Raw genomic sequence first — 18,237 nt, 5'->3', positions numbered from 1 at the left:
GGCCGATGTCGAACCTCTCCCTCGTCAGCATGCGCCGTGGATTCGCCCTCGCGAGATCGGCCAGGTCCACCTCGATGAAGCTCCTGATCCCCCTCCTGGTCGCGCTCTCCGTCGTGCTCGGGGCCGCGCCGCCGGCGCTGGCGCAGGCGCTCGATGCGCCGAGGGCGCCCGGGCCGCGCGGCCAGATCGCGCTGCGCGCGGAGCCGCCCGGCGCGCCGGTCGAGCTCGCCGCGAGCGGGCCGGATCACGTCGGCTCGTTCACGATCGAGAACCAGGGCGACGGCCCCTTGAAGGTGACGCGGGTGATCGTGCGGACGTCCCCCGAGGACCCGCGCGTCCCGCCGGGCGTCAGCGTGGAGCTCGAGGGCGGCGGCACCTCGGCGACCCTCCCGCCGGGCGCGAGCCGGAAGGTCGTGGTCCGGTGGAAGACCGCGGGCGTGCGCGCGCGGGAGCTCTACGGGCACGTCGTCGTCGAGTCCGACGCGGTGGCGGCCGGCGCGGCCGGCGTGCTGGAGGTAGCGCGGACCGTCGCGATGGGCATTCACGCGGAGCGCGGGAGCAGCCTTGGCTTCGTCGGCGACCACATCCTCTCGATCCTGACGTTCCTGCCGCTGCTCGGCGTGGTCGCGGTCTTCCTCGCGCACCTCTTGCGTTACCAGGACGACAGGAAGCTCCGGCTGATGACCGTCGTGCTGATGGGCGTGAACCTCGTGCTCGCGGCGTGGCTCTACGCGCAGTTCGATCGGGGCTTCACCAGGGCCGACGGGAACGACGGCTACCAGTTCATCGAGCACGGCGTGTGGATCCGCTCGCTGAACGTCGAGTACTTCGTCGGCGTCGACGGCGTGTCGATCTCGATGGTCCTGCTCACGGCGCTGATCTCGTTCGTGGGCGCCCTCGCGAGCTACAGCGTCCACGACCAGCTCAAGGGCTACTTCGCGATGTACAACCTCCTCGTCACGGGGATGTTCGGCGTCTTCATCGCGCTCGACCTGTTCCTCTTCTTCGTCTTCTGGGAGGTGATGCTCCTGCCGATGTACTTCCTCATCGGCATCTGGGGCGGACCGCGGCGCGAGTACGCGGCGATCAAGTTCTTCCTCTACACGCTGGCCGGCAGCGTCTTCATGTTGCTCGCGTTCATCTGGTTCTACCTGAACGCCGGCCACACCTACCTGGTCGACGGCCAGGCCACCGAGCGCATCTTCTCGATCCCGGAGCTCTCGCGGGTCGCCTGGGCGGCGCAGGGGCTCACGATCCTCGGCGTCGCCGCGGTGAAGGTGGTCTGGATCTGGCTCTTCGTCGGGTTCGCCATCAAGATCCCGATGTTCCCGTTCCACACCTGGCTGCCGGACGCCCACGTGGAGGCGCCGACCGCGATCAGCGTGATCCTCGCGGGGGTGCTCCTCAAGATGGGCACCTACGGCATCCTCCGCATCAACTTCACCCTGCTGCCCGAGGCGACGCAGTGGGCCGCGCCGGCCATGGCGGTGTTCGGGGTGGTCAACATCCTCTATGGCGCCTTCTGCGCCATGGCGCAGAGCGACCTGAAGAAGCTGGTGGCCTACTCCTCCGTCAGCCACATGGGCTTCACGCTGCTGGCGCTCGGCGCGATGACGCCGCAGGGCATCCAGGCCTGCCTCGTCCAGATGTTCAACCACGGCCTGATCACCGGGATGCTCTTCACCCTGGTCGGCGTGGTCTACGACCGCGTGCACACGCGCGACATCGACAGGTTCGGCGGCCTCGCCTCGGAGATGCCGCTCTACACCGCGCTCGTCGGCTTCGCGTTCATGGCGTCGCTCGGCCTGCCCGGCCTGTCCGGCTTCTGGGGGGAGGCGATGACGTTCATCGGCGCCTTCCCGCGCTACCGCGCCCTCACGATCCTCGCCGCCGTCGGCGTCATCATCACCGCGGCCTACCACCTCTGGGCCCTCCAGCGGATGTTCCTCGGCACGTTCCGCGCGTCGTGGCGGCAGAGCAAGTACCTCGAGCCGTTCGGCGGGAAGTTCCCCGAGATCAGCGGGCGAGAGCTCGCGTCGATCGCGCCGCTCGCGGCGCTGGTCCTCGTCCTCGGCTTCTGGCCGCGCCCGCTGCTCAGCCTCATCGATCGCGGGGCCCTCGACGTGCACCGCCTCGTCGACAGGCCGGGGCAGTCCCAGATCGCCGGCGCGCCAAGCGCAGACAGCGTGGGCGGCGCCGCGTACGCCCGCGCGGGCGCCCCGGAGGAGGGCGCCTCGCCGGGCCAGGGCGCCCTCGCCAGCGCCAGGTAAGCCGTGGAACCCCGCACCCTCGACAACGTGGCGAGCCTCGCCTACTTCGCGCCGGAGCTCGTCCTCATCGCGGCGGCCCTGCTGCTCGTCGTGTGGGACCTCGCGTCGCCGGCGCGCCTCAAGCTCGCCGGCCTCGTGATCCTCAGCCTCGCGGCGCTCGCCTGCTCGGGCGGGCTGGGCGCGTACTTCCTGGCGACGGACGCCGCCCCTCGCGCGCTCTTCCACGGGCTGCTCGCGTTCGATCGCTTCTCGAACCTCTTCCGCGTGATCTTCGCGCTCGTGACCGGGGCGATCGTCCTCTTCTCGGTGCCCCCGCGGGCCCCCGGGATCGAGCCCGAGCTCCGCCGCGACTCGGGCGAGTTCTTCACGCTGATCCTCGTGCTCTCGCTGGGCATGAACCTGATGGCGGCGAGCCGCCACCTGCTGCTCATCTACCTGTCGCTCGAGCTCGTCAGCGTCATCAGCTTCGTGCTGGCGGGCTTCAAGATCAACGACGCGAAATCGAGCGAGGCGGCGCTGAAGTACGTCATCTTCGGCGGCGTCGCGTCGGGGATCATGCTCTACGGGATGAGCTGGATCTTCGGCATCACCGCGTCGATGCGGCTCGACGAGTGCGCGGCGCGGATCGCCGCGCTCACGGCGCAGCAGGGCAAGCTGCCGGAGGTCGTGTTCGTCGGCACGGCCTTCATGCTCGCGGGCTTCGGCTACAAGATCAGCGCCGCCCCGTTCCACATGTGGACGCCCGACGTGTACGAGGGCGCGCCGACCCCGGTGACCGCGTTCCTCTCGGTGGGGCCGAAGGCGGCCGGCTTCGCGGTGCTGATCCGCTTCTTCTCGGACGCGCTCGGCGCCGGGAGCGCGCCGCCCGGCGTCGCGACGCCGTGGCCGGTGCTCTTCGGGTGCCTCGCGATGGCGACCATGACCGTCGGCAACCTGTCGGCGCTCGAGCAGGAGAACGTGAAGCGCATGCTCGCCTACTCGAGCATCGCGCACGCGGGGTACATGCTGCTCGGCTTCTCGGTGTTCAGCGTCGCCGGCGTCGCCGCGATCGCCTTCTACATCGTCACCTACTGCTTCATGAACCTCGGCGCGTTCATGGTGGTGATGGCCGTGGCCGAGGAGAGCGGCGGAGACGAGACGTTCGCCGCCTTCCGGGGGCTCGGGCGCCGCGCCCCGCTCGTCGCCGCGGCGATGGCCGTGTTCCTCGTCTCGCTCACCGGCCTGCCCCCGATGGCGGGCTTCATCGGCAAATTCTACCTCTTCTCGGCGCTGCTCGCCGTCGGGGGCGCGTGGAGCTGGGTTATCGCGATCGTCGGCGTGCTGAACAGCGTGATCTCGCTCTTCTATTACGCGCGCCTGCTTCGCACGATGTATCTCGACAAGAGCGATCGCACCGAGCCCACATCGGTGCGGCCGCTGCTCGGCGCGACGACGTGCGCGCTCGCGATTCCGACCGTGCTGCTCGGGGTCTACTGGGGGCCGGTTTACGACTTCGTGGCGCGCTCTGTGGCGATCCTGCGCTGAGCGCTGTGCCACGGCGCCGACGTCGCCCCATCCGGCGCGCGCTGGGCCGAACGCGGCGGTATCGATCTCCCCGCGATCCTTGCTAGTGTGCGCGCGCGTGGCCACGACCCAGGACGCGATCTCTCCAGAGGAACGTTTCGCGCGGGGGGTACGCCTTGTCCCGGGCGGCCTGGACATCGGCGGCAAGCTGGTCCCGCTGTACGCCGGCAGCGTGCACTACTGGCGGCTCGACCCGCAGCACTGGCGCGCCTGCCTCGAGGCCACGCGCTCGCTCGGCGTTCACCTGATCGACATCTATGTGCCGTGGGCCGTTCACGAGACCGGCCCGGGGCAGTTCGATTTCGGCCGGCTCGATCCGCGCCGCGACGTCGGCGCCTTTCTCCGCCTTGCGCACGAGCTCGGCTTTTACGTCATCGCCCGCCCGGGCCCGCACATCAACGCGGAGCTCACCTGCTTCGGCATCCCTGAGCGCGTCATCTGGGACCCCAGCTGCCAGGCCCGCTCGGCGCGGAACAACCCGGTCGTGCTCCCGATGTTGCCGTACGGGTTCCCGGTCCCGAGCTACGCGAGCAACGCATTCCACGACGAGGTCGCCCGCTATTTCAACGCGCTCGCCCCGGTCCTGAAGCCGCACCTCTACCCGGACGGGCCCATCGTGCTCTTGCAGATCGACAACGAGGGCGCGCTCTACTTCCGCGACGGGGCGTACGACCAGGATTACCACCCGGACGCGATCTCCCTGTACCGCGACTTCCTGCGCGAGAAGTACCGGACGATCGAGGCGCTCCAGCGCGCTTACGCGACGAAGAGGGTGGAGCCCAGCCCGGAGGGCGACGCGACCGAGGACGTCGGCGCGGCGCTCGTGCGCGCGATCGCCCGCGAGCGCGCGCAGGCCGAGGAGGGCGATCTGCGGTTCGCCACGATCACGCCGCCGGTCGCGTTCGACGCCGAGACGCCGGCCGATCTCGCGCGCCACCTCGACTGGAGCGAGTTCCACGAGCACCTCCTCGAGACCGCCATGGGGCGCTTCGCGAGGGCGCTCTCCGCGGCGGGCGTCGACGGCCTGCCCACGATGCACAATTTCCCGATGGGACAGGACGCGACGCCGCTCAACCCGGCGCGCATCTCGCGCGTCGTCGACCTCGTCGGCCTCGACTACTACAGCATCGCGAGCCCGAGCAGCCGGCAGATCATCGCCCGCCGGACGAGCGAGCTCGCCGTGCGCTGCGAGGCGCTCTCGCTGCCGCCCTTCGCGTGCGAGATGGGCGCCGGCTTCCCGCCGTTCTTCCCGCCGCTCGAGGAGCGCGACAGCGTGTTCGTGATGATGGCCGCGCTCGCGTACGGGCTGCGCGGGTACAACATCTACATGGCGGTCGAGCGCGACCGCTGGATCGGCGCGCCGATCGATCCGCGCGGCCGCCCTCGCCCCTTCGCCGCCTTCTGGCGGAAGCTCTCCGCGGCCCTCGAGGCGACGAGGTTCCACGAGCTCCGCCGCCCGGCGCCGGTGCGCATCGTCACGCCGCGCACGGAGCGCCGGCTCTCCCGCGTGATGCATGCGTTCGGCCCGCTCACCGGGGCGTTCTTCTCGATCATGAACTTCGGCGCCCGCGATCGCTGCCTCGAGGACGACCTCGGGCTCGGTTACCCGCTCGCGGTGGAGTCCGACACGTTCGTGCGTGCGTTCGAGGAGGCGCTCGACGCGCGCGGCGTCCCCTACGCCCACGTCGGCGGCGAGGATCGCGACATCTCGCTCGTCGGGGCGCGCTGGGTCATCTGCGCCACCTCGGGCGGCCTGAGCCCGGAGCTGTTCGCGTGGCTGGAGGCGACGTCCCGGCAGGGGACGCTGATCACGCTCGGCCCCCGCGAGCCCACCTTCGACGGCGCCTTCCGCCAGCTGCCGCGGCCCTACGATCTGAAGCGGCTCCTCGCCCCCGGACAGAACCTGCCGGCGCTCCTCCAGGACGACCCCGCCGCGGCCGACGCCGCGGTGTCTCGCGCCATCGACGCGCTCGGCCTGCCGGCCTTCGCGTGTGATCCCGACAGTGTCTTTGCGACGCTGCACGAGGATGCGTCGGGCACGCCGCGGGTGCTCTTCTTGCTGAACCCCGGAGACGCGGACGTGGTGGCGCGCGTCACCGTGAGCGCCCAGCGCGCGCGCGATGTGCTGGACGACGCGCACTTCGAGGCGCGGCGCGGGGCGCTCGAGGTGCGGCTCGTGCCTCGCTCCGTGCGGATGCTCGCGCTGGAGTAGCCCCGTCGCCGCGCGCTGCGCGGCGACGGCCAGCGAGGCTCGGTATCTCCGCTCGCTCCCCTCCTGACCCGGTGTGCCCCTCGATCAGCGCTCGAACCGCAGCGAGTTGCCCTCTGCGTCGCGGAAGCGGCCCATGCCGATCATGAGGATGTCGATCAGCGACCAGATACCGAGCCCGCCGCACGTCAAGAGCTTCGCTATGCCGAGCCCTGTCTGTCCCAGATAAAAGCGATCTGCGCCAAAGTAGCCGAGGAAATAGGAGAGCAAGAACAGCGTGGACTGGCTCTTGGTCGGGTGGCCGACGGGCGCGTCGCGCCTGAGCACGAGCCCCTGGGCGTCTCGCATCGATCCGGTGCCGATCAGGATCGTGTCGATGAGGCTCCAGAAGCCGAGGCCACCACACGTGAACAGCTTGAGGAGCCCGAGCCCCGTCTGGCCGAGGTAGAAGCGATCGACGCCGAAGGTCCCGAGAAACACGGCGAGCATGAAGGCTGTCGCCTGGTCCTTGTCGGAATAGGCCTGCGCCGGGGCGCCGTGAGGCGGTCCGCCGCCGTGAGCCGGCGGCGGGCCCCAGCCGCCTCCAGGCGGCGCGCCGTAGCCGCCGGGGGGCGCACCCCATCCTGCGCCAGGCGGCGGGTATCCGCCCGACGAGGACGCGCCGCCACCGCCGCCCGGCGCCACGCCCTGGCCGCCGGGCGGGCTCGACCCCCAGCCGCCGCCTGCGTTGCCCCAGCCTTCGCCTCCGGGCGGAACTCCGCCTCCGCTCGTGCTCATCCTCGTTCCCTCCAGCTGATGCGGCTGTGGAGGCGGGCCGTGCGCCCCGCGGTCGTCAGCCGAGCCTGACTGTATCCTGGAACCGCGGCGCCGCGCTTGCGCAACGCGGAAATCGCTGGTGGTTGCCGGAGGCCCACCCTACCTTGGCCCACGATGGGCCGCTGAGCGCGGCGCAGGAGCGAGCGCACCCGGCGATGCAGCAAGATTTTCAGTCCGATCGATGGCTGTCGTTCGCCCTCCGGGCGGGGCTCATCGCTCTGTTCTTCTGGATGGTGAAGGGGCTGCTCGTCCCCGTCCTGCTCGGCGGTCTGGTCGCGCTCCTCGTCTCCCCGCTCCAGCGCCGCCTCGCGCCTCGACTCGGCCGCTTCCGCCAGTTCGCGCCCGCGATCTCGACGGTGGGCGTGATCATCCTCGTGTGCATCCCGCTCGCGGTGATCATCATCGAGGCCTCCGCCTCGATAAGCCGCTTTTTCGCGCGCGATTGGTCGAACACGATCGAGCGGGTCCAAGGCCTCCTGAACGACGGGAGGATAACGGCGCTCCTCAACAGGGCTGGTCTGTCCGGGGACGATGTCCGCACGTACGTGAGCAACCTGTTCGAGCGGGTGGGCAGCTCGATCGCCGGCTTCGCGGGCGGCATGGTCGCCGCGGTGCCGCAGACGATCGTCGACGCGTTCCTGTTCGTCGTCGCGCTCTACTACCTGCTCCGCGACGGGGGCCTGCTGCTGCGCTGGCTGCTCACGCAGTCGCCGTTCAGGAACGAGGAGACGGACGTCCTCTTCGCGTCGATCCAGGACACGGTGCACGGCGCCGTCCTCGGCCTGCTCGCGACGGCGGCCGTCCAGGGGACGCTGACGACGATCGCGCTGTTTGTCTGCAACGTGCCGGGCGCGTTCCTGCTCGGCCTCCTGGCCACGCTGCTCTCGCTCGTCCCCATGATCGGCACCACGCCGGTCACGCTGGGCGCGGCCATCTACCTGTTCGTCGTCGGGCGCATCGGGGCGGGGATCGGCATGTGCGCCGCGGCGGTCCTCATCGGGCTCTCGGACAACGTGATCCGGCCGTGGGTCCAGAGCTCGCACGGCGGGATGCACCCGCTCATCGCGCTCCTCGCCATCTTCGGCGGGCTCGAGCTGTTCGGCGCGGCGGGGATCTTCATCGGCCCGGTCGTCGCCGCGATCGTCCTCTGGGCGGTCGACACGCGCGCGGGCATCTCCAGTTCGGGCCTCCCGCTGGGCCCGTACACGTCGCAGCCGCCGCCCTCGCTGACGTCGCCGACATCGCGACCGCCGCCGGCCTCGCGACCGCCTCCGACGTCGCGACCGCCGGTGTGACGCGGCGGCGCGCCGGAGCGCCGCGAAAGGCGCGCTCCGCGCCCTCGAGCGAGGCGCTCACGGCGACAGGCCGTAGCCGCGGGCGAGGGTGAGGGAGAGGAGGTTGCACGCCGCGTGGAACACGAGCGGCGCCCCGATTCCGCCTGTGCGCGCCCGCAGCCATCCGAAGAGGAGCGCGGGGAAGAAGACGGCGAGCCGGGCCGGGTGCTGGATCGTGAGCACGTGGCCGATCGCGAAGATCGCCGACGAGAGGAGCCACGCCGGGCCGAGCGTCGCGCCGGCGACGCGGAAGCGCGGCGGGAAGACGCGGTCGAGGGCGCTCTGGAGGTAGCCCCGGAAGAACGCCTCCTCGGGCAGCGCGACCACGAGCAGCTGCGCGGCGATCTCGTCGGCGAGCGAGGGCGGCGGGCGCAGCACGAACGGCGAGGTCGCGCCCCAGTACAGCCGGTAGCCCAGCCAGAAGAGCGGGAAGACGATCGCGGCGACCAGCGTCGCCCAGGCGACGGCGCGGAGCGCGGCGCGGGCGAGGCGCCTCGCCGACAGCGGCACGGGCTCCAGGAGCCCTCCGAGGGACAGGCCGTGGGCGCGGATCGTCGACTCGTCGTACCTCAGCACGAGCCAGGACGTCGCCGCGAAGAACGTGAGGCCGACGAGCGTGCCGGCGTAGCTCTTCGGCGCGGCGTAAGACACCGCCGTCACGGCGGCGGTCGTGATGCCAGCGGCGAGGAGCGCGCGCGCCGCGGTCGGCTCGGGCGGCCGCGGGCGCTCGCGCTCGTCGACGCCCGCATGCGCGGCGTTCGCGTCTGCCGGCGCGCCAGGTGTCTCGTCGCCCGCAGGTGCGCGTGCGTCTCGGCTCGGTTCGATGGGTGTGGGCGGCTGCAAGGCGTGTTCGTCGCGGAGGGGAGCGCGCGGTGCGGGGGCTTACGCGGGGATCGCGGCGACCAGGGGTCGCGGCCGCGCGCGCTCAGCCTAGCCGCCACGATGTCCCTCCGCGATGGTCAGCGCTCGGGGCGGCGCGATTCAGGTGCTGCACACGGGTCCAGCCACCGCCCATTTTCTAGCCTTCCAGCCCGGCCACGTTAGAGTGCGGCCGCTGTGGCGTTTTCCCGACTTCGCTGTCTGATGAAGCCGTTGGCCTGCGCGCTGCTTGCGTCCGTCGCGACGCTCGGTCCGGCGCCCGCGTCGGCCGCGTCGCCGTTCCTCACGACGCCGGAGGCGAGCGTCGCCGAGGCGTCTCCGGCGTACCGCTACGCCAACATGACGAACGAGGAGGCGCTGGCGGAGCTGGATCGCCGGAAGATCCTGTACCTCAAGGTCGACCACGCGCCTGGGGTGCGCGCTCCGATCCGGCTCACGGGTAGGCTGAACGGCGTGAACTTTCATTCGGTGCTCCCGCCCGAGCAGCGCGTGACGAGCATGTTCGAGATCCTGGACGCGCGCCTCGCGCTCGCCCTCGACGATTTCGCGGCCGTGCTCTCGAGGCACGATATCGACGAGGTCGTCCATTACACGATGTATCGACCCAACGTGCCGATGCGCGGCCGCGAGGGCGTGGACGGCGACGGAGAGCACGGGCACCCGATCGCTCATGCCAAGGCCGCTGACAGCGCGGTGCAACAGGCAGAGGCCGCGGACGGCGCTGCCCGCGAGGAATCGACGAGGCAGGCCTCGCCGGTCGAGCCTGCGCCGCCGGTGGAGCTCGGCAAGAAGGGCGCGCTCGATGGGACGTCCAAGGCACCTGAGGAGCGGCCGCGACGCCTGAAGGAGAAGGGGGCGGCGGAGGCCGCGTCGAAGGAGAAGGGCGCAGCGGAGGCCGGGCCGAAGGCGAGGGCCGCAGTGGAGGCCGCGCCGAAGCAGAAGGGTGCGGCAGAGACCGGGCCGAAGGCGAGGGCCGCCGCGGGGGCTGCGCCGAAGGAGAAGGGCGCAGCTGGCGCCGCGCCGAAGGAGAAGGGCGCAGCTGGCGCCGCGCCGAAGGAGAAGGGCGCAGCGGAGGCCGCGCCGAAGGAGAAGGGCGCCTTGGAAGCCGATCCAGGCGCCGCTTCCAAGGCTCCTGGCCAGCGGACGCGGACGATCGCTGCGCGCAGCGGGCCGGCCAAGAAGGCCGCCGGCAAGGCCGGAGCGCGCCGCGCTGCTCGGCGCAAAGCCGCGGGGCCGACCCGGGCGACAACGTCTCCGGTCAAGCACCGTGGCGACGTCGCGCTTCGCAGCGATGCAGCGCAGAAGCCCCGCGGCACGTGGGCTCCGCCGGGCACGCGGCACCCCGCCGGCCTGGCCGTCGACGTCGGTGCCCTCAAGAAGCGCGACGGCACCTGGATCAGCGTCGCGCGCCACTTCCACGGCCGCATCGGGGACAAGACCTGCGGTGAGGGGGCGCCCCAGCCCGAGCTCCCCGAGGCGCGCGAGCTCCGGTCCATCGTGTGCGAAGCGGCGGACCTCGGGATTTTTACATACGTGCTGACGCCCAATTTCAATGCGGCGCACGTCGACCATTACCATATGGAGATCAAGCCGGGCGTCCGGTGGTTCCTCTATCACTGAGCGAAGGCCGCGCGCCCCTTGTGCAGCCCTGAACGGCTCGCAGCGCGTCCCACTGCACATCCGTTGATTGCGCGTTTTTTGATGATCTGAGCGGTTTGTTCGCGCAACTTCTGCCACGAGAGCGACGATTCCCTTCCCGAACGAAGGCGCCGGCGCTCCGCCGCGCGCCCCCGCGAGGGAGGTCGACGGACATGGTGCAAAAGAAAGACGGACAGCCGCTGCCGGGGACTTCCTACCGTGTGCTCCGTCGGATCGGGGCAGGCTCGTGCTCGGAGGTCTTCGAGGTGACCGGGCGCCGCGGCCAGCTGCGGGCGCTCAAGCTGCTCCGCGCCATGCACGAGGGGTCGAGCGAGATCGGAGCGCGCCTGGTCCAGGAGGGGCGCGCTCTCTCGGCGCTGAGCCATCCCCACATCGTGAAGGTCGAGGAGGTCGGCGTGACGAGCGACGGCCGGCCCTTCCTCGTCATGCCGCGCCTCTTCGGCGAGACGATGCGCGAGCGGCTCGACGCGCGCGGGCCGCTCGCGACGCCCGCCGCCGTGCACATCGCCATCCAGGTGCTCGGCGGGCTCGCGGCGACGCACCGCGCTGGCATCGTCCACCGCGACATCAAGCCGGCGAACGTCTTCCTCGCGCAAGCGAGCTGCGCCGAGCAAGGCGTTGCCGATCTGGAGAGCGCGCCCGGTGTGCCCGAGGCCGAGCACGCCGTGCTCATCGACTTCGGCATCGCGAAGGTGAGCCGCGAGGGGCTGGAGCCGTCGACGGGCTCGAACGTCCTCGGCACGCCGCGCTACCTGTCGCCCGAGCAGATCCGCGGCGAGGAGGTCGACGCTCGCACCGACGTGTACGCGGTGGGCCTCCTCCTCTTCGAGGCGATCACCGGGCGCGGTCCGTTTCCGGTGGTCGACTCGATGGCGGTGATGCGGGCGCACCTCAACACACCGGCGCCGCGGCTTCGTTCGCTCCTCTGGGTGCCTCCGGCGCTCGATCATGCCGTCGCGCGCGCGCTCGAGAAGGATCCGGGGCTCCGCTGGCAGACGGCGGACGCGATGGCCGCCGCGCTCGCGGAGGCGCTGGGCGAAGGCGGGGGCAGGGAGACGCCGGCTCACGGCGGAGCGGGGCGCGCCGCGCCGCCGGACGGCGAGCGCAGCGCGCGGGCGCACCTCGCGGCCGGAGAGGCGCGATGAGCGGCGCGTCCGCCGAGTGCTCCGGGGCGCGCACGCTGCTCTACGCGCGCGGGGTGTCGCTCGCGCCGAGGGCGCCTTTCGCGCGGTCGCTCCGCGCGCCGGGCGAGGGCGAGGGCGAGGGCGAGCCGTCCGAAGGCGCGTGGCCGCTCCGCGCGCCGGGTGAGGGGGAGCCGCTCCCCGGCACACCGTATGTCGTGGTGCGCCTGCTCGGCCAGGGCGGCATGGGCGAGGTGTACGAGGTCGAGCACCGGGCGCTCGGTCGACGGTTCGCGGTGAAGGTGCTGCACCGCAGCCACGCCGGCCGCAGCGATCTCTCGGCGCGCCTGCGCGCCGAGGCGCGCTCGATCGCTCGCCTGCGCCACCCGGGTCTCCCCGACGTGTTCGATCTCGGCGTGACCGACGGTGGCCGCCCCTACTTCGCCATGGAGCTCCTCGAGGGGCGCGATCTCCGGACCGAGCTCGCGCGCCTCGGCGTGGTCGCGGTCCCGACCGCGCTCGACCTGGTCCTGCAGGCCCTGTCCGCGCTGTCGCTCGCGCACGCGGCGGGCATCGTCCACCGCGATCTCAAGCTCGAGAACCTGTTCCTCTGCGACGACGGCACGCTCAAGGTCCTCGACTTCGGCGTCGCGAAGCTCCTCCACGGCAGCGCCTCGCTGACCGCCCCGGACGCCGTCATCGGCACACCCAGGACGATGGCGCCCGAGCAGTGCGCCGCCCAGCCGATCGATCCGCGCGCGGATATCTATGCGATGGGGCTCGTCCTCTACGAGCTCGTCGCCGGGCGAGGCCCCTTCGACGAGCTGCGCGGCCGGGGCGACGCGCTCCGCTTCGCTCACTGCGAGCAGGAGCCTCCTCCTCCCTCGCGCTTCGCGCCGCAGCCGATCCCGGCGGCGCTCGAGCGGCTGATCCTGCGCGCGATCGCGAAGGCGCCCGAGCATCGCTTCCAGACGGCCGCCGACATGGAAGCCGCTGTGCGCCGAGTGCACGTCCGGTTGCACGACGGATCGCCCTCGAGCGCCGGGCCGGTGGTCAGCGCGACCGCGCTCACCCCGACCGCGGCCGACGCCGTCGCGGCCTGCACGCCTGCGCGCGGCGAGGCATCCGCGGAGGCGCAGCGCCGACCGCTGCTCGCCGCGTCGGCCGGCGCCGCGCGCCTCTCGCGCCGCCCGAGGGCGCGCTCGACGCGGCGCGCATCTCCGGCGTGGCCCGTCGCCCGTGCGGCGTCGCGCGCCTCCGCGCTCGCCGTCTGCGCGCTCGCCGTCGCGTCGGCCGCGCTCGGGCTCGCGCTGGCGCAGCGCTGGATCGCGGCGAGTGAACCCCCCGCGCCCGCGCCTCCGTCCGCGCACGCCGGGGCGCAGGCGCGCTCGGCTGTAAGGTAGCCTCGTCGCGCCCGTTCTCTGGTCGACACCGCAAATGCGGAGTGGAGGGACCATGAACCGGATGCGACGAATCGGGCTGGCTTGTTTGGCGATATCGCTCCTCGCGGGCACCGCCGGCTGCGGCGGCAGCACAGCGGCCCGGCCGGCGGATTCCACGGCAAAGGGGGGACGCGCGATCACGGGCGCTCCCGAGCCCTCCAGCGCACAGGGGTTCCAGGACGGCGCCGCGTTCGACGAGCCGGGCGCGCCCGCCGCGCCGCCGTCGCTCGACGCCTCGCCCGCGGCGCCTTCGGCCGAGATCGAGCGGCCCTCCGCCACGGGCGGCGCCTTGCGCGCCGAGGGAGCGGTGCGCAAGGCGCCGAGCAGCCAGGTCGCGCCGGAGCCCATCGATCGCCCGGGCCTCGGCACCGAGTGGGGCGAGACGCGCGTGTCGCGCATCTCGACCGCGCCGTTCGTCCGGGCCGACGTCAACCGCCCCTTCGTGGTCGCGAGCCTGTTCTACAACGACGCCGAGGGCGCCCGCGCCATGGCGAGCGCGTCCGGCTTCCGCCGCACGTCGCCGCAGGCGTTCACCTTGGCGGGCGGCGCCGTCGCGGTCGGGCTCCGCGGCGAGGGCGGCGGCTTCCTGAGCGGCTTCGTCGCCGGCGAGAAGAGCCACGTCATCGGCGAGGCCGGCCAGCGCTACAGCATCGTGCTGCGCAACCTCACGCCGACCCGGATCGAGTGCGTCGTCTCCGTCGACGGCCTCGACGTCATGGACGGCCAAGCCGCGACGTTCAGCAAGCGCGGTTACCTGATCGATCCCCACGGCGAGCTCGAGATCGACGGCTTCCGCCAGTCCGTCGACACGGTCGCCGCGTTCCGCTTCGGCTCGGTCCGCGGCTCCTATGCGAACCAGAAGCACGGCGACACGAGGAACGTCGGCGTGATCGGCGTGGCCCTCTTCAACGAGCGCGGGACGACGCCCTGGACGTTCGACGAGGTCCAGCGCCGCCGCGAGGCGAACCCGTTCCCTGGGCAGTTCGCCACGCCGCCCGGTATCTGAGCCTTTTCAGCGCCCATCCCGCGTCCGCGCCGCGCTCCGGTAAAATCAAGCTCCCGCTCCGCCGCGCGCCGGGCTAGGCCACGGCACGGTGTCGGACTTATTGAACCCGTCTCAACGTGCGGCCGTCGAGCACGAGCTCGGGCCAATGCTGGTGCTCGCCGGCGCAGGTTCCGGCAAGACGCGTGTGGTGACCACGCGGATCGCCCGCCTTCTCGATCGCGGCATCCCGGCGCGCTCCATGTTGGCGATGACCTTCACCAACAAGGCCGCCGCCGAGATGCACGAGCGCGTCGGCAAGCTCGTCGGCTCCAAGGTCGCGCGCGAGCTCAAGGTCTGCACCTTCCACCGCTTCGGGCTCGACGTCCTCGGCGCGGAGACCCGCGCCCTCGGCCTGCGCGGCGGCTCCTTCGCCATCTTCGACCAGTCCGACGCCCTGGGGGTCATCCGCGAGATCCTCCGCGAGCTCCGCGCCGGCAAGAGCTACGACGTCAGCGCGATCCTCTCCCGCATCTCGAACGCCAAGAACGCGTTCCTCGACGCCGAGACCTGGGCCGAGGCGCAGCGGCAGGGCAAGGGAATCGACGAGTACGACGAGATCTCGATGCTCGTGTACCCGCGCTACATGGCGGCGCTGCGCTCGTTCCAGGCGTTCGACTTCGACGATCTCATCTGCGAGGTGGTCCGCCTCTGGCAGGCGCGCGCCGACGTCCTCGAGCGCTGGCGGATGCGCTACCGCTTCGTGATCGTCGACGAGTACCAGGACACGAACCGCGCCCAGCTGGAGCTCCTGCGCCTGCTCTGCGGCGAGCACCGCAACGTGGTGGTCGTCGGCGACGACGACCAGTCGATCTACGCCTGGCGCGGCGCCGACGTGCGCAACATCCTCGATTTCGAGGAGCACTTCTCCGGCGCGAAGGTCGTCAAGCTCGAGCACAACTACCGCTCCCGCAAGCCGATCCTCGACGTCGCGAACGCGGTGCTCGCCAAGTCCGGCGCCCGGCGGCACAAGAAGTCGCTCATCGCCACCCGGGTGGAGGGCGACAAGGTGCGGTCCATCATCTGCGTGGACCCGGACGTCGAGGCGAGCTTCGTGGCCACGGAGGCGCAGCGCCTCCTGGAGCGGGAGGCCGCGCGGCCGAAGGACATCGCCGTGCTGTACCGCTCGAACCTCCAGGCGGCCGCGATCGAGTCGGCCCTCAAGGAGCGGCAGATCCCGATCCGGATGATCGGCGGCCAGCAGTTCTTCGAGCGCAAGGAGGTCAAGGACCTCATCGCCTACCTCCGCGTCGCGCTCAACCCGGGCGACGAGATGTGCCTGCGGCGCATCCTGAACTACCCGGCGCGGGGCATCGGCGACGTCGCGGTGGCCAAGCTCGGCGCCTACGCGACGGCGCACGACGCGTCGCTCTGGACGGCGGTGTCGCGGCCGCACGCCGTCCACGAGCTGACCGCCGCCGCGATCGAGGGCTGCCGCCAGCTGCTCCGGATCATCGAGGCCACGCGCGCGCGGTTCGAGCGCGGCGAGCCCTCCGCGGAGGTCGCCCGCGCGCTCCTCGCCGACGCCGGCTTCAAGGAAGACATCATGGCCGGCTCGTCCACGGCCAACGCCGCGGCGCGCCGCTGGGGCAACATCGAGGGCCTGCTCAACGTCTTCGCGCGCCGCGACGAGAAGGGGAAGGGGGACCGCGCGAGCTTCGCCGAGTTCCTGCGGCTGCTCGCCCTGCGGCAGGACTCCGAGGAAGAGGAGGCCACCGATCGGGTGACGCTCACCACGATGCACGGCGCGAAGGGGCTCGAGTTCCCGTACGTGTTCGTGATCGGCCTGGAGGAGGGGCTGATGCCCCACCAGCGCAGCCTCGACGAGCGCGCCACGGACGCCGCGCCGAGCGGCGCGGAGGGCGGCGACACGGGCGGCCACAGCATCGAGGAGGAGCGGCGGCTCTTCTACGTCGCGGTCACGCGGGCCCGCGATCGGCTCTACCTCACGCGGGCGAAGCACCGCGGCTCGCGCGGCAAGATGGTGCCGAGGACGCCGAGCCGGTTCATGCTCGAGATCCCCCCCGAGCTCCTCGAGGAGCGCGAGGAGCTCGCGCCGGTCGCTCCGGGGATGGAGAAGGTGAAGGCAGGCGCGGCCGGCGTGCTGGCCGCGCTGTCGATGAACCCGTTCGCTGGAGATCCCCCCCTCATCCCGCGCCGCCGCACCTGAGCGGGGCGCGGGACGGCGGGGGTTCGGTCAGACGGCGCCCTCGGCGGCGGCGAAGCCGGCGCGGGTGATCTCCTGCACGCCCTTGCGCGTGACGAAGTCGCGGAAGCTCTCGCCCTCGGCGCGGCCGGCCATGTAGAAGCGCGCGATCGCGGCGATGACCTTGGGCGTCTCCTCCTCGGGGATGCGGCCGTCGAGGCGCTCGCCGATGCGCGCGCTCGGGCCGCAGCAGCCGCCCACGCGGAGCGAGTAGTGCGGGCGCTCGACGCCGTCCTTGCCCTTCACCATCAGGCCCGTCATCCCGATGTCCGCGACGTGGTGCTGACCGCACGAGTTCGGGCACCCCGAGATCTTGATGTCGAACTCGCCGACCGCGCTGACGAAGTCGTCGGTCTCCTGGCGGCTGCCGTTCGGCACCAGGTGATCCCGGATGCGCGCGCCGACCTCCATGCTCTTCGTGATGGCGAGCGTGCAGTAATCGCCGCCCGGGCAGGTCACCACGTCGGTGATGTGCCCCGAGTCCGCCTCGGCGAGGCCGATCTGCGAGAGCTCGCGGTGCAGGTTGAGCAGCTGCCCCTCCGGCACCCAGCGCAGCACAAAGTTCTGGGTGTTCGTCGCCCGCACCTCGCCGTTGCCGTAGCGCCGCGAGAGGTCGGCCAGGCGCCTCAGCTGCTCGCTCGTGATGTCGCCGAGCGGCAGCTTGACCGTCGCCACCCGGTAGCCGGTCTGCTTCTGCGCGATGGTGTTGGTCCGCTTCCAGCGCGCGAACGCGCCGTCGCCGAGCGTCTCCCGCAGCGGCGTGAGCGGGGGCGGAGCGTTCTCCCGGTACCCGGCCACCTGCTCCGTCAGCTCGGCCGCGAGCGCCTCGCCGCGCTCCGCCTTGATGCGAGCGAACTCCTCGTCGAGCCTGCGCAGGAACTCCGCCTCGCCGATCTTGCGCAGCAGGAACTTGAGGCGCGCCTTCTTCCGGTTCTTCCGCTCTCCGTCCCGGTGGAACACGCTCACCACGGCCTCGCACACCGGCAGCAGATCGGACTCCGGGATGAACTCCTTCCAGAGGTGCGCGATCTCGGGCGTCGAGCCGAGCGAGCCGGCCACGTAGACCGCGAAGCCGCGCCCGCGGTCGCCGATCTTCGCGAGCAGACCGACGTCGTTGATCATGATCTGCGCGTGATCGCGCGCGCTCCCCGAGAAGGCCACCTTGAACTTCCTCGGTAGCCGCCGGTTGTGCTCGTGGAAGAGGAAATGCTCGGTGACGGCGAGCGCATAAGGCGTCACGTCGAACACCTCGTCCTCGACCACGCCAGCGAGGTGGGACGCGGTGATGTTGCGCAGCGTGTCCGCGCACGCGCCGACCGTCGTCACCCCCGCGCTCACGAGCACGCGCTGCAGGTCGATCGTCTCCTCGATCTCCAGGTAGTGGAGCTGGATGTCCTGGCGGGTCGTGACGTGCGCTAGCCCGCGACCCCACCGTTCCGTGACCTCCGCGAGGGCTTCCAGCTGCGCAGCCGTGAGCTGCCCTCCAGGAATCTTGATCCGCTGCATGTGCTTCACGTGCGCGAGCTGCGCGTAGACACCCATGGCCAGCCGCAGAGGGCGGAACTGGTCGGGGGTCAGCTCACCACGTTTGAATTGGGCGACGTTCTCGGCGTGTACGTCGATGGCCGCCGCAAGGCGCTCGACTCGTTGCGACATATCCGATGGTATTCCCTATATTTCCGACGCGTCAAGTGCG

Annotated in this window: 12 protein-coding genes; 9 read left to right on the top strand and 3 right to left on the bottom strand. The window is 71.6% G+C overall.

Annotated features, from left to right (window positions below; genetic code table 11):
- The first annotated feature begins 5 nt into the window (after positions 1 to 5).
- The 3 genes from WMF39_RS41525 (at position 6) to WMF39_RS41515 (ending at position 6,045) form a co-directional block, all read left to right on the top strand.
- Complete coding sequence (locus tag WMF39_RS41525) at positions 6 to 2,270, top strand: complex I subunit 4 family protein (protein WP_437741969.1); 2,265 nt, start codon at positions 6 to 8, stop codon at positions 2,268 to 2,270.
- A 3-nt stretch (positions 2,271 to 2,273) separates the two neighbouring features.
- Positions 2,274 to 3,794 (top strand): NADH-quinone oxidoreductase subunit N, encoded by a 1,521-nt coding sequence (locus WMF39_RS41520; RefSeq protein WP_437741968.1) that lies wholly within the window; start codon positions 2,274 to 2,276, stop codon positions 3,792 to 3,794.
- A gap of 97 nt (positions 3,795 to 3,891) precedes the next feature.
- Positions 3,892 to 6,045, top strand: a complete 2,154-nt coding sequence (locus tag WMF39_RS41515) for a beta-galactosidase (protein ID WP_437741967.1) — start codon at positions 3,892 to 3,894, stop codon at positions 6,043 to 6,045.
- 84 nt (positions 6,046 to 6,129) lie between these two features.
- Here the strand turns inward: WMF39_RS41515 and WMF39_RS41510 are convergent, their stop codons facing one another.
- Positions 6,130 to 6,819: a TM2 domain-containing protein gene (locus WMF39_RS41510; RefSeq protein WP_437741966.1), complete on the bottom strand. Its 690-nt coding sequence runs from the start codon at positions 6,817 to 6,819 to the stop codon at positions 6,130 to 6,132.
- A 143-nt stretch (positions 6,820 to 6,962) separates the two neighbouring features.
- Here WMF39_RS41510 and WMF39_RS41505 point away from each other — a divergent pair, with 143 nt between their 5' ends.
- Positions 6,963 to 8,153 carry an AI-2E family transporter gene (locus WMF39_RS41505; RefSeq protein WP_437741965.1) on the top strand — a complete coding sequence of 397 codons (1,191 nt, stop codon included), beginning with the start codon at positions 6,963 to 6,965 and terminating at the stop codon, positions 8,151 to 8,153.
- Positions 8,154 to 8,210: 57 nt separating this feature from the next.
- Here the strand turns inward: WMF39_RS41505 and mrtC are convergent, their stop codons facing one another.
- Positions 8,211 to 9,035 carry a myxosortase MrtC gene (mrtC, locus tag WMF39_RS41500; RefSeq protein WP_437741964.1) on the bottom strand — a complete coding sequence of 275 codons (825 nt, stop codon included), beginning with the start codon at positions 9,033 to 9,035 and terminating at the stop codon, positions 8,211 to 8,213.
- Between the two features lie 240 nt (positions 9,036 to 9,275).
- On the opposite strand from mrtC, the gene WMF39_RS41495 reads away from it, so the two are divergent.
- From WMF39_RS41495 to WMF39_RS41475, 5 genes are all read left to right on the top strand, one after another.
- Positions 9,276 to 10,691 (top strand): extensin family protein, encoded by a 1,416-nt coding sequence (locus tag WMF39_RS41495; protein ID WP_437741963.1) that lies wholly within the window; start codon positions 9,276 to 9,278, stop codon positions 10,689 to 10,691.
- Between the two features lie 191 nt (positions 10,692 to 10,882).
- Positions 10,883 to 11,875 carry a serine/threonine-protein kinase gene (locus WMF39_RS41490; protein WP_437741962.1) on the top strand — a complete coding sequence of 331 codons (993 nt, stop codon included), beginning with the start codon at positions 10,883 to 10,885 and terminating at the stop codon, positions 11,873 to 11,875.
- Positions 11,872 to 13,254 carry a serine/threonine-protein kinase gene (locus tag WMF39_RS41485; protein WP_437741961.1) on the top strand — a complete coding sequence of 461 codons (1,383 nt, stop codon included), beginning with the start codon at positions 11,872 to 11,874 and terminating at the stop codon, positions 13,252 to 13,254. The genes WMF39_RS41490 and WMF39_RS41485 overlap by 4 nt, the downstream gene beginning before the upstream one ends.
- 52 nt (positions 13,255 to 13,306) lie before the next feature.
- Complete coding sequence (locus tag WMF39_RS41480; RefSeq protein WP_437741960.1) at positions 13,307 to 14,299, top strand: hypothetical protein; 993 nt, start codon at positions 13,307 to 13,309, stop codon at positions 14,297 to 14,299.
- Positions 14,300 to 14,387: 88 nt separating this feature from the next.
- Entirely contained in the window at positions 14,388 to 16,505 is a 2,118-nt protein-coding gene (locus WMF39_RS41475; RefSeq protein WP_437741959.1) for an ATP-dependent helicase, read from the top strand.
- Positions 16,506 to 16,532: 27 nt separating this feature from the next.
- Here the strand turns inward: WMF39_RS41475 and WMF39_RS41470 are convergent, their stop codons facing one another.
- Positions 16,533 to 18,197 carry a nitrite/sulfite reductase gene (locus tag WMF39_RS41470; protein WP_437741958.1) on the bottom strand — a complete coding sequence of 555 codons (1,665 nt, stop codon included), beginning with the start codon at positions 18,195 to 18,197 and terminating at the stop codon, positions 16,533 to 16,535.
- Positions 18,198 to 18,237 lie beyond the last annotated feature (40 nt).

Source organism: Sorangium sp. So ce1504 (genome assembly GCF_051521635.1).
Taxonomy (GTDB): domain Bacteria; phylum Myxococcota_A; class Polyangia; order Polyangiales; family Polyangiaceae; genus Sorangium; species Sorangium cellulosum_B.
This window is presented reverse-complemented; position numbering and strand designations above follow the sequence as displayed.

Bases quoted from the DNA above. Each gene is read 5' to 3' on its own strand.
- WMF39_RS41525 (WP_437741969.1), top strand. From the start codon at position 6: ATGTCGAACCTCTCCCTCGTCAGCATGCGCCGTGGATTCGCCCTCGCG.
- WMF39_RS41510 (WP_437741966.1), bottom strand. From the start codon at position 6,819: ATGAGCACGAGCGGAGGCGGAGTTCCGCCCGGAGGCGAAGGCTGGGGC.
- WMF39_RS41495 (WP_437741963.1), top strand. From the start codon at position 9,276: ATGAAGCCGTTGGCCTGCGCGCTGCTTGCGTCCGTCGCGACGCTCGGT.
- WMF39_RS41490 (WP_437741962.1), top strand. From the start codon at position 10,883: ATGGTGCAAAAGAAAGACGGACAGCCGCTGCCGGGGACTTCCTACCGT.
- WMF39_RS41485 (WP_437741961.1), top strand. From the start codon at position 11,872: ATGAGCGGCGCGTCCGCCGAGTGCTCCGGGGCGCGCACGCTGCTCTAC.
- WMF39_RS41480 (WP_437741960.1), top strand. From the start codon at position 13,307: ATGAACCGGATGCGACGAATCGGGCTGGCTTGTTTGGCGATATCGCTC.
- WMF39_RS41470 (WP_437741958.1), bottom strand. From the start codon at position 18,197: ATGTCGCAACGAGTCGAGCGCCTTGCGGCGGCCATCGACGTACACGCC.